Raw genomic sequence first — 6,760 nt, 5'->3', positions numbered from 1 at the left:
GGGACCGTCAAGTGGTTCAACCCCGCCAAGGGGTACGGCTTTATCGGCCGTGACAATGGGGAGGATGTCTTCGTACATTTCTCCGCAATCGATATGCAGGGCTACAAGCAGTTAAAGGAAGGCCAGAAAGTGGAGTTTTCTATCGAAAAAGGTCCCAAAGGTCTCCAAGCCGCGCAAGTTGTCCCACTGCAGTAACCCCCACAACCATCTTTCAATCGTCATACAGAGCCGCGAAAAGCGGCTCTGTTGTTTGTTTACCTTCCAGCGCCAAACACGTAACCCAGTACTTTGGCCAGTTCCAGGAGGGTAACTTCCCAACCTTCTCGGCTAAACATCCAGGTGGTCGCTTTGTACCAGTGCCCTCTCACCGCGTGGATTTGTACTTTGACCGGGCTTCCTTGAAAAGTGTCGTGAAAGATCAGGCGGGTGCGAAAAGTGTGATAGGGATCCGTGACCACAATGCAGGAGGTATGCCCCCAATATTCCATGTAATCCCGCACACTTTTCGCTTCCTCCACCGTTGAACGCGAAACTTCCGGGATAATGCGGATATTATCCATCGGAACGCCCATTGCCGAAAGATTATTGCGCACCAGCAGACTGTAGCGGGTGCCAATTTCGTTAATGGTGTCGCCAGTTTCCGTAATTAAAATAATTCTTGAGGGTTGATCCTTGTAAAGCCTGACCGCCTCCTGCCAGCGCTGGCGGTCACCACCGCCCAACAACACAATCATATCGGCATCCTTCATCGCATCCGAAGTGATCAATAGGGCACCGATGGCATATAACAGTGCGTAGATTCCAATCGGGAGCAAAAAAAGAAATCCCAATACCCCCATCCCCCTTAAAAAGCAGCCTCCACAGCCCCTGCTGTTATCTGGGGTTTGAGCGGTTTGATTCATGTTATCCTCTTTGGTTTTTCTCTAACGCTGCAATCATGCGATTGACGCCTTCTTCCAGCAAACTGCGCGGACAGCCGAAATTCAGGCGGACATGCCCTTCACCGCCTTTGCCAAAGGCACAACCATCGTTCAATCCCACTTTTGCTTCTTTCAGGAAAAATGTAAAAGGATCATTTCCGACTGGGGTAGATTGAAAATTCAGCCACGCCAGGTAGGTTCCCTGCGGAAGCGGCATTTGAACACCTTTCATACGCTCGCCCACCGTCTGATATAACCAGTCCCGGTTGGATTTCAAATAAGCCAGAAGTTGCTCCAGCCACACTTCTCCATACTGATAGGCAGCCTGCGCTGCGACCATCCCCATCAAATTGACACCCCCCACCAGCCCGCGCCGTGCCTGATGAATCCTTTGCCGCAATTCGGGATTCTGCACCACGGCAAAGGAAAATTCCAGCCCCGGAATGTTGAAAGTTTTGCTGGGAGCCATCAGCGTAACCGTTTTTTGAGCTATTTCGTCATCCAGCGAAGCCAGCGGAATGTGATGGCTGCCTTCGTACACCAAATCACAATGAATCTCATCGGCACAAATCATCACATCCCGCCGAAGACAATTTTCAGCCATCTGCTCCAGTTCGAAACGAGTGAAAACCCGCCCAACCGGATTATGCGGATTACACAGTAAAAACATGCCGGCATTTTGATCGAGGGAATGGTTGAATGAATCAAAATCCACCTCGTAACGATCATTCTTGCCCTTGATCAGTTTGGAAGACAACAGCGGTACGCCCGCGTTTTTTCCGACATTCAAAAAAGGCGGGTAAACCGGCGTCTGAATGACGACACCGCGCTGATCGGCGCAGATTGCCTGGGTTACGAGATTAAATCCCACCACCACCCCGGGCAGGAAAATTAATTCTTCCGCCTGGATTTTCCAGGCATAACGTTTTTCCAACCATGCCATGATGGATTCTTTCAAACCTTTTAATTCGGCCGGATACCCAAAAACCCCGTGCGAAATGCGCTGCTGCAAGGCTTCAATGATATCCGGCGCAGCTGCAAAATCCATGTCTGCGACCCACATGGGCAGGACATCTTCCGCAAAGGCATGCCATTTGATGCTTTCCGAACTTCGACGATCAATCACATGGTCAAAATCAAATGCCTGCATCAGCGTTACCTCATCGAACATCAGGTGATAATTTCCAAAACGTTGAGGATTATAACGCCCAATGCCGTTCCTGTCGAACAGCGCTGCATGGTTTTGAGACCGGTTGAGAATCCTGATTTTTGCGCTCAATCCCCTGTCAAGCCGGGGGACTTGTTCAGGTCAAAATCTGATATACTCGCTTTCATAAAAGGTATGTTCTCCAAACAAACCCTGCCAATCCCCTATTGCATCCTGACTTCTCCCGACTGGAAGGATTATGAGTTGCTGGACAGCGGCAACGGTTGGAAACTGGAACGATTCGGGCAATTCCAACTGATTCGTCCTGAGGCTGAAGCCGTCTGGTCGCCGGCTTTGCCGGAGAGTAGGTGGTCAGCTGCTCACGCCCGCTTTGTACCTAGCCCCGAAGAAAACGGCGGTCACTGGCAGCACCATAAACCGCTCCCCGAACGGTGGAAGATGCGCTATAAAAAGCTCTCGTTTTATGTGCAAACCAGCGCATCCCGGCATGTAGGGGTTTTCCCTGAACAGGCGTGCCAGTGGGATTGGATCTCAGAACAAATCTCAGCCGCCGGTAAACCGGTCAAGGTGTTGAACCTGTTTGGTTATACCGGTCTTGCCACTCTAGCAGCGGCACAGGCCGGAGCGCAGGTAACCCATGTGGATGCTTCCCGTAAAGTTCTCAACTGGGCACGCGAAAATCAAACTCTTTCCGGGTTGGATTCTGCACCCATCCGCTGGATTCTGGATGATGCGGTCAAATTCGTCCAGCGGGAGGCACGCCGCGGGGTAAAATATGAAGGATTAATCCTCGATCCTCCAAAATTCGGTCGCGGACCAAAAGGTGAGGTGTGGGAATTCTTCCGGCTTTTGCCCAATTTGCTCGATTCTTGTCAACAAGTGCTGGCTGATCAGCCCCTTTTTGTCGTCCTCACAGCCTATGCAGTCAAAGCCTCAGCGCTGACTTTACAATACGCCCTGCAGGAATTAATCCAACACACCGACGGCGACTGGACATGTGGTGAGGTTGCTTTACAGGAAAAGAGCGTGGGACGGCTGCTCTCCATGGCAATTTTTGCGCGTTGGTCGCGGTTTACAACCGCTCCATCCAGATCATGACAAGGTGGAAATAATCTTATGATGAATTCACAAACCCTTTCAATCATTGGTCCGGGCGTGATGGCAGAAGCCATCATCGCCGGCTTGATTCGCAATCAGGTACTGCCGGCACAGAAGATCATCGCCGCCGGTCCTCGCCCGGAGCGCGGCAGCGAACTCATTGAACATTATGGTATACGTTTTACCACAGACAACGCTGAAGCCGTCAGCAACGCTGATATTGTCATTTTGGCGGTCAAACCGCAAAAATTGCGGGCTGTTCTTGCCGGCTTGCGCGGAAAAATTGATTCCCGGGCTTTGGTTTTGTCCATCATCGCCGGTGCTTCTATTCAAACCATCAGCAGCGGATTGGAACATCCCGCCGTCATCCGCGCAATGCCAAACACACCGGCACAAATTGGACAGGGCATCACCGTGTGGACCGCCTCACCCGCTGTAACAGAGCCTCAGTTAGAAGCCGCCCGTCTGATCTTATCGGCGCTGGGGCAGGAAATATTTGTCGAGGAAGAAAACTACCTGGATATGGCAACCGCCCTTTCGGGCACCGGGCCGGCGTATGTCTTTCTTTTCATGGAAGCCCTGATTGATGCCGGAGTCCATCTGGGTTTTCCGCGCCGCATTGCTGAACAGCTGGTCACACAAACCCTCCGCGGGTCAGTGGAATACTACGCCCTCAAAAAAGACCACCCTGCCCATTTACGCAATCAGGTGACCTCCCCGGGCGGCACATCCGCTGCGGCCCTGTATTATCTGGAAAAAGCCGGTTTTCGCACCGCGCTCAGCCGGGCTATTTGGGCCGCTTATGAACGCTCTCAAGAGTTGGGACGGGGCAAAAACAGCCAGCCGCCGGAGAAGAGCGCCGACTAGCTCCAAAATGCAACCTTTCAGGGTTTTTGTCGTAATTACTTGTGGAGGTGGACACCATGGAAAAGTTACGCAACAGCTGGGAATTGGTCAAAGCCAGTTTTCGGGTATTGTTGGCCGATAAGGAACTGGTTGTCTTTCCAATCGTTTCTGCCATTGGCACTCTGATCGTTACACTCACTTTTGCGCTGCCAATGTTTCTGAGCGGCCTGGTAGATAGCCTGTTTTCAGACAACATTCAAATCCTTGGATTTCTGGTCATTTTCCTGTTTTACATTGTTCAATATACGGTCATCTTCTTCGCCAATACCGCTCTGGTTGGGGCGGCGGTCATCCGCCTGCGGGGCGGCAACCCAACGGTGGGGCAGGGCTTCCAAATTGCCTTCAGTCGCCTTTTGAATATCATCGGCTATGCTTTGATTGCCGCCACCGTAGGGATGATTCTGCGCGCTGTTTCCGAACGCAGCCGTGGGCTGGGCAGATTTGCCATCTCGCTGATCGGTTTTGCCTGGAATGTGGCAACCTTCCTGGTCGTGCCCGTTCTTGCGGTTGAAGGGGTAGGGCCAATTGAGGCCATCAAGCGCAGTGTGTACTTGTTGCGAAAGACCTGGGGAGAACAAATTGCCGGCAATATCGGAATCGGCACCGTCTTCGGTCTGATTTCCTTCGGCATCATCATGTTGGGTATGGTCTTCGCCGGTCTGGCGTTCATTGCACTGGAATCGGCAGCCCTGGCAATAGGCATCTTCGTGCTCATGGTCATTGCCTTGATCCTGATCGGGTTGATCAATTCGACCCTGAGCGGGGTTTATGCCGCAGCAGTTTATCAATATGCTGAAACCGGTCACACAGGCGGCTTCTTCGACGACAGCATGGTTCAGCGAACCTTCACCTCAAAAACCAGTTCCTTCTAAACCTGTTGAAGCAAATCCAAATGGATCCTCTTTATGACGAAAGGATCCATTTGGACTATATTCCCAACCCGCGTTGATAAATTAACATCATACCCAAAATAAAAGTTAAAATCAAAACAGCCGCATCCAGTTCCAGAAAGAACAGGGCTCGCCGGCGAATGATGGATTGATTGCCGATTAACGCCATTGCATTCATAATCAGCCCTAAAAAACCCACCAGCACAAATTCGGGTGAAATACTGCCAATAAACCGCCCTTTGGTGAAAATAAAATCTACCAGCCCCAGCGCAAACATATTGAACATATTGCTACCGAATAAATTGCCAATCGCCAGATCATAAACTTTCATCCGCACAGCCGTGATGGTGGCTACCAGTTCGGGCATGGTTGATACAAATCCCATCAATGCCACACCTACAAACCCCTCTCCCAATCCGGTCATTTCAGCGATGTTATTGGCTACGCGAACAAGCCAGGGCATGACCAGCACCAGTATCAGCGCTGCCCCACCAAACCACAATAACGCCCTTCTCAAAGTTGGTAATCCATCATCGCTTTCCTGAGTCTCTTCTTCACTGATGGTATTTGAAGTGTGCAGCAGCCTTACCAGAATAAGATAGGACGCAATCAATAACAGGCTGTCTATACCCACCCAGCCTATTTTTATATCCAGGTTAAGGTAAACAAAAAATGTTGCCAGTAAAATCATTAAGATGGCACCACCGCCGGTTAAGCCATGTCTGCGCACTACCAGCCGCAGTGCCCGTTCTCTCCATCCGAGGATACTAATGAATGCCAGCAGCAGCATATTGTACATGTTGGCGCCAAAAATATTGCCACCCGAAAGGTCGGGTATCCCCAAACGAATCGAATTGATGGCCGTCAAGAATTCGGGCAACGAGGTTGCGGAAGCCATTAGGATAACCCCGATGAACGCTCTACCCAGGCCGGTACGGATGGCAATAATATCCCCATATTCAGCCAGTTTTACCGCGGCAATTACTACCAGAGCCGAGCTGACGATAAACTCAATCCAGATCATGGGGTCTTTTTCCCTTCTTCCGAGTGTTTGTGCAATCCTTTAGCGCTGCTCAACGGCCACGACATAAACACCCCGCTGTGTGGCTTTTCTAAATCCCCCACAATTTGTTCGGTCTTTTGTAAACACCGCTCTACCAGCGCTTGATCCTCTACTGCAGTGAAGAGGGTAATGTTACCTTCCTCCAGAATGCTCGATGGCGGTTCTACCAGAAAAGTGAGATGGAGTTTTGATCGCTTTATTTGCCTCCGGTAGAAACCGGTGCTTTCGATGATCGTTACCCCCTGAATACCAATTTCAGACCAGCCTTCCAGCACTTCATCTAAGCGGCTGGGTTCATCCAGTACAAATAAAATCATAAACATCGAAACATCTCCTTTCTGAGAAATAGGGGGATGATGGGGATTATACCCTGACAAGATCTTCGCTCTTGATTAAAACAAACAACTGGATGCCATTTTTCATTTTACCGGTTTATTAATCAAATCCCCTAACCGTTTGGGGCAGTTTTCCTCTATAATAAATACAGGTGCTTCAATCAATTGTGAGATCGGAGGGGTAACATGGAAAGCACAGTTCGGCAGATTCTACAAACCAAGGGGACACAAGTCTGGTCGGTGTTGCCGGAATCGACTGTCATGGAAGCGTTGGAACTGATGGCTGAAAAAGATATTGGGGCGGTTCCGGTAGTCAAAGAAGGCAAACTGGTCGGCATTTTTTCAGAGCGGGATTATGCCCGTCAGGCTGTCCGTCAGCG

9 protein-coding genes are annotated in these 6,760 nt (G+C 50.5%); 5 read left to right on the top strand and 4 right to left on the bottom strand.

From position 1 onward, the window contains the following. Positions 1-195: cold-shock protein (locus VAE48_RS16255; protein ID WP_322794386.1), on the top strand; the 195-nt coding region annotated here is incomplete at its 5' end. A 59-nt stretch (positions 196-254) separates the two neighbouring features. Here the strand turns inward: VAE48_RS16255 and VAE48_RS16250 are convergent. Both VAE48_RS16250 and VAE48_RS16245 read right to left on the bottom strand, forming a co-directional pair. Further along, positions 255-902 carry a YdcF family protein gene (locus tag VAE48_RS16250; RefSeq protein ID WP_322794385.1) on the bottom strand — a complete coding sequence of 216 codons (648 nt, stop codon included), beginning with the start codon at positions 900-902 and terminating at the stop codon, positions 255-257. 1 nt (position 903) lies between these two features. Beyond that, a complete protein-coding gene (locus tag VAE48_RS16245; RefSeq protein WP_322794384.1) occupies positions 904-2,199 on the bottom strand; it encodes a PatB family C-S lyase in 1,296 nt (431 codons plus the stop codon). A gap of 63 nt (positions 2,200-2,262) precedes the next feature. Here VAE48_RS16245 and VAE48_RS16240 point away from each other — a divergent pair, with 63 nt between their 5' ends. From VAE48_RS16240 to VAE48_RS16230, 3 genes are read left to right on the top strand one after another with little or no spacing between them, the layout of a single operon-like run. Beyond that, positions 2,263-3,186 (top strand): class I SAM-dependent methyltransferase, encoded by a 924-nt coding sequence (locus tag VAE48_RS16240; RefSeq protein WP_322794383.1) that lies wholly within the window; start codon positions 2,263-2,265, stop codon positions 3,184-3,186. A gap of 18 nt (positions 3,187-3,204) precedes the next feature. Continuing rightward, complete coding sequence (proC, locus tag VAE48_RS16235; protein WP_322794382.1) at positions 3,205-4,053, top strand: pyrroline-5-carboxylate reductase; 849 nt, start codon at positions 3,205-3,207, stop codon at positions 4,051-4,053. A 56-nt stretch (positions 4,054-4,109) separates the two neighbouring features. Then, positions 4,110-4,964, top strand: a complete 855-nt coding sequence (locus VAE48_RS16230) for a DUF6159 family protein (RefSeq protein WP_322794381.1) — start codon at positions 4,110-4,112, stop codon at positions 4,962-4,964. Between the two features lie 55 nt (positions 4,965-5,019). Here the strand turns inward: VAE48_RS16230 and VAE48_RS16225 are convergent, their stop codons facing one another. Both VAE48_RS16225 and VAE48_RS16220 read right to left on the bottom strand, forming a co-directional pair. After that, on the bottom strand, positions 5,020-6,006 hold the full coding sequence (locus VAE48_RS16225; protein ID WP_322794380.1) for a hypothetical protein: 987 nt from the start codon (positions 6,004-6,006) through the stop codon (positions 5,020-5,022). Continuing rightward, entirely contained in the window at positions 6,003-6,368 is a 366-nt protein-coding gene (locus tag VAE48_RS16220; protein ID WP_322794379.1) for a hypothetical protein, read from the bottom strand. The genes VAE48_RS16225 and VAE48_RS16220 overlap by 4 nt, the downstream gene beginning before the upstream one ends. Before the next feature lie 198 nt (positions 6,369-6,566). On the opposite strand from VAE48_RS16220, the gene VAE48_RS16215 reads away from it, so the two are divergent. Beyond that, positions 6,567-6,760, top strand: a 194-nt coding sequence (locus tag VAE48_RS16215; RefSeq protein WP_322794378.1) for a CBS domain-containing protein, incomplete at its 3' end; no start/stop codon positions are given.

The sequence above is a fragment of the Bellilinea sp. genome, assembly GCF_034432615.1.
GTDB lineage: Bacteria > Chloroflexota > Anaerolineae > Anaerolineales > Anaerolineaceae > Bellilinea.
The sequence above is the reverse complement of the archived record's forward strand: the minus strand, read 5'-3'. Positions and strand labels throughout refer to the sequence as shown.